The organism is Streptomyces sp. NPDC002754, from assembly GCF_053592315.1.
Genome location: NZ_JBSFVM010000080.1, coordinates 1 through 4,165, shown reverse-complemented (window position 1 = coordinate 4,165; position 4,165 = coordinate 1). Strand labels below are relative to the sequence as shown.

4 protein-coding genes are annotated in these 4,165 nt (G+C 69.8%); 2 read left to right on the top strand and 2 right to left on the bottom strand.

Translation table 11 applies throughout. The features are described 5' to 3' along the window. Positions 1 to 107 precede the first annotated feature (107 nt). Both dnaJ and hrcA read right to left on the bottom strand, forming a co-directional pair. Positions 108 to 1,247, bottom strand: a complete 1,140-nt coding sequence (gene dnaJ / locus ACWD2L_RS40845; RefSeq protein WP_351346008.1) for a molecular chaperone DnaJ — start codon at positions 1,245 to 1,247, stop codon at positions 108 to 110. Then, on the bottom strand, positions 1,248 to 2,264 hold the full coding sequence (gene hrcA, locus ACWD2L_RS40840) for a heat-inducible transcriptional repressor HrcA (RefSeq protein WP_351346005.1): 1,017 nt from the start codon (positions 2,262 to 2,264) through the stop codon (positions 1,248 to 1,250). 130 nt (positions 2,265 to 2,394) lie between these two features. On the opposite strand from hrcA, the gene ACWD2L_RS40835 reads away from it, so the two are divergent. After that, complete coding sequence (locus ACWD2L_RS40835; protein ID WP_351346002.1) at positions 2,395 to 3,144, top strand: MBL fold metallo-hydrolase; 750 nt, start codon at positions 2,395 to 2,397, stop codon at positions 3,142 to 3,144. 34 nt (positions 3,145 to 3,178) lie between these two features. Further along, the gene (locus ACWD2L_RS40830; protein WP_351345999.1) at positions 3,179 to 4,057 is read left to right on the top strand and encodes a DUF3097 domain-containing protein; all 879 of its coding nucleotides are present in this window, start codon (positions 3,179 to 3,181) and stop codon (positions 4,055 to 4,057) included. Positions 4,058 to 4,165 lie beyond the last annotated feature (108 nt).

Below are 4,165 nucleotides of genomic sequence, written 5' to 3'. Positions count from 1 at the left end.
GCTTGATATTTCAAGCCCCGCCGGCGATTGAGGCGATCTTTTAAGCCCCTGCGGCGATTGAGCAGCGGGGTCCGGGGCAGAGCCCCGAGGCCGTAACGGCGGGTGGCTCAACGGCCGTTGAACGCGTCCTTCAGGCGGGAGAAGAGGCCCTGCTGACCCGGCTGGAACTGCCCCGTGGGCCGCTCCTCGCCACGCAACTCCGCAAGCTCCCGCAACACCCTCTCCTGCTCCGGATCCAACTTCTGCGGAGTCATGACCTCGACATGCACGATGAGGTCACCACGGCCACCGCCCCGCAGATGCGTGACACCGAACCCGTGCAGCGGAACCGACTGGCCGGACTGCGTGCCCGGCCGGATGTCGATCTCCTCCACGCCGTCGAGCGTCTCCAGCGGCACCTTCGTGCCGAGGGCCGCCGCCGTCATCGGGATGGTGACCGTGCAGTGAAGGTCGTCGCCGCGCCGCTGGAAGGTCGGGTGCGGGAGTTCGTGGATCTCCACGTAGAGGTCACCGGCGGGGCCGCCACCGGGCCCGACCTCGCCCTCGCCCGCGAGCTGGATCCGCGTGCCGTTGTCCACACCGGCCGGGATCTTCACCGTCAGCGTGCGACGCGACCGGATGCGGCCGTCACCGGCACACTCCGGGCACGGCGTCGGGACGACGGTCCCGAAGCCCTGGCACTGCGGGCACGGCCGCGAGGTCATGACCTGGCCGAGGAAGGACCGCGTGACCTGCGAGACCTCACCGCGCCCGCGACACATGTCGCAGGTCTGCGCCGACGTACCCGGAGCGGCACCCTCACCGCTACAGGTCGTACAGACGACAGCCGTGTCGACCTGGATGTCCTTGGTGGTGCCGAAGGCCGCCTCGTCGAGCTCGATCTCGAGCCGGATCATGGCGTCCTGGCCACGGCGCGTACGGGACCGGGGTCCACGCTGCGACGCCGTGCCGAAGAAGGCATCCATGATGTCCGAGAAGTTCCCGAACCCGCCGGCGCCGAAGCCACCGGCCCCGCCGCCTCCGCCGGACTGCGACAGGGGGTCTCCCCCGAGGTCGTAGACCTGCTTCTTCTGCGGGTCGGAGAGCACCTCGTAGGCGGCGTTGATCTCCTTGAAGCGCTCCTGAGTCTTCGGGTCCGGATTCACATCCGGGTGAAGCTCACGCGCCAGCCTTCGGAAGGCCTTCTTGATTTCGTCCTGGGAAGCGTCGCGGCGCACGCCGAGTACGGCGTAGTAGTCCGTGGCCACTTACGACTCCGCCAGGATCTGTCCGACGTAACGTGCCACTGCGCGTACTGCTCCCATCGTTCCCGGGTAATCCATGCGGGTCGGGCCGACCACGCCGAGCTTGGCCACTGCCTCGCCGCCCGAACCGTAACCGACCGACACCACGGATGTGGAGTTGAGTCCCTCATGGGCGTTCTCGTGACCGATCCGTACGGCCATGCCCGAATCTCCCAGCTCGCCAAGGAGCTTGAGGAGCACGACCTGCTCCTCCAAGGCTTCCAGAACGGGCCGGATGGTGAGGGGAAAATCATGTCCGAAGCGAGTGAGATTGGCGGTGCCGCCGATCATCAGCCGCTCCTCGGACTCCTCGACGAGCGTCTCCAGAAGAGTGGAGAGCACCGTCGAGACCGTGCCGCGGTCCTCCTGCTCGAAGGCGTCCGGCAGGTCCTGCACCAGCTGCGGTACGTCGGCGAACCGGCGGCCCGCGACGCGGCTGTTCAGCCGGGCCCGCAGATCCGCCAGGGACGATTCACCGAAGGGGGCCGGGCAGTCGATCATCCGCTGCTCCACGCGCCCGGTGTCCGTGATCAGTACGAGCATCAGACGGGCGGGCGCGAGCGACAGCAGCTCGACGTGGCGCACCGTGGACCGGGTCAGGGACGGGTACTGGACGATCGCCACCTGCCGGGTGAGCTGCGCGAGCAGCCGCACGGTCCGGCCCACGACATCGTCCAGATCGACCGCGCCGTCCAGGAAGTTCTGCACGGCACGCCGCTCGGGACCGGCCATCGGCTTGACGGCGGTGAGCTTGTCGACGAAGAGGCGGTAGCCCTTGTCGGTGGGGATGCGCCCGGCACTGGTGTGCGGCTGGGCGATGAATCCCTCGTCCTCCAGGGCCGCCATGTCGTTGCGCACCGTCGCCGGCGAGACCCCGAGCTGGTGCCGCTCGGTGAGCGCCTTGGAGCCGACGGGCTCCTCGGTGCCGACATAGTCCTGGACGATGGCGCGCAGCACTTCGAGCCTGCGTTCGTTGAGCATCGGCGCACACCTCCAGAATCAGCCGCCGCGATCATCCTGCTTTGGCACTCCCAATGGGCGAGTGCCAATCTTCCCCGGCTCAGTGTACGGCCGGTGGGTACGGGCCCGGCAAGGGAGCTAGCGTCGAGGTATGGAGTTCGAGCAGCGTATCGATTGGGTCTCGGCGGGTTGGGAGGGACTCGCGCCGAATGTGGGGCGGGTGCGGTTGCCGGGGCTCGACTGCACGAGCGGCCTCGTCGTCGGTGTGGATGCGGCGCTCTTGATCGACACGGGATCCTCACTCCGTGAAGGCGTCCGGCTGCGCGCCGACGCCCGCGCGCTCCTCGGTGCGCACCGGAGAGTGACCCATGTCGCACTGACCCACCCGCACTTCGACCATGTGCTCGGCACGGCCGCGTTCGCGGGTGTCGAGGTGTACGGGGCGGTGGGCATCGACGTCCTCTTCGAGCGCGGCGCCGAGGGGCTGCGCGCCGACGCCGTGCGGCACGGGGTCGACCCGGACGCGGCGACCGAGGCGGTCGACATCCTCGTCACCCCGCCGCACCGGGTGTGCGGCGAGTGGACGCTCGACCTGGGCGGCGGCCTGACGGTGCTGCTCGCGAACATCGGTCCCGCGCACACGGGCCACGACCTGGCGGTCCTGGTCCCCGGCAGCCCTTCAGGCCCGGAGATCGTCTTCTGCGGCGACCTGGTGGAGGAGTCGGGCGAACCGCAGGCGGGTCCTGACGCGGCGCCGGGTCACTGGCCGGCCGCGCTCGACCGGCTCCTCGACCTCGGCGGCGAGGACGCGGTGTACGTTCCGGGGCACGGTTCGACGGTGAATGCGGAGTTCGTCCGTGCGCAGCGCGCCACATTGGCGGCGCGTTTCGGCGTGTCGTAGCCGGGGACCCGGGACTTCTCTTATCGTCCCTCGAATGCTCCCACCCGTCTCCCGCCACCGCCCCTCCGACGAGGGCCCTTCGGGCCCGCAGCGCCATTTGTACTCTGCCGACCTGACTCCTCCGTGGAAGCGGAACAAGCCGACCCCCGAGGTCCCGGCCGAACCGGACCTCGTCGTCGAGGAGGTCACCACGGGCTTCTGCGGGGCGGTGGTCCGGGTCGAGAAGACGGCGCAGGGGCCGACGGTGACCCTGGAGGACCGCTTCGGCAAGCTCCGGGTGTTTCCGATGGAACCGCGCGGCTTCATGATCGACGGCAAGGTCGTCACGCTGGTACGTCCCTCGGGGCCGGCCGCGAGGGGCCCCGCCCGGTCGGCGTCGGGCTCGGTGGCGGTTCCGGGGGCCCGTGCGCGGGTGGCCCGGGCGGGCCGCATCTACGTGGAGGGCAAGCACGACGCCGAGCTCATCGAGCGGGTCTGGGGTCACGACCTGCGGATCGAGGGCGTGGCGGTGGAGTTCCTGGAGGGCGTCGACGACCTTCCGGCGGTCGTCTCCGAGTTCGCCCCGGGGCCGGACGCGCGGCTCGGGGTCCTCGTCGACCACCTGGTGCAGGGGTCGAAGGAGTGGCGCATCGCCCAGTCCGTGACGAGTGAGCACGCGCTGGTCGTGGGGCACCCCTACATCGACATCTGGGAGGCGGTGAAGCCTTCGTCCGTGGGCATCGAGGCGTGGCCGCGGGTGCCGCGGGGGCAGGACTGGAAGACGGGCGTGTGCGGTGCGCTCGGGTGGCGGGTGGCGAATACGGGCGAGGCCTGGCAGCACATCCTGTCGCGGGTCCACTCCTACAAGGACCTGGAACCGGCGCTCCTGGGCCGCGTGGAGGAACTGATCGACTTCGTGACGGCCCCGGCCTAACCACGGGGCTCCGCCCCGGACCCCGCGCCTCAATCGCCGGCGGGACTTGATGATTCAAGCCCCGCCGGCGATTGAGGCGATCTTTCAAGCCCCTGCGGCGATTGAGCA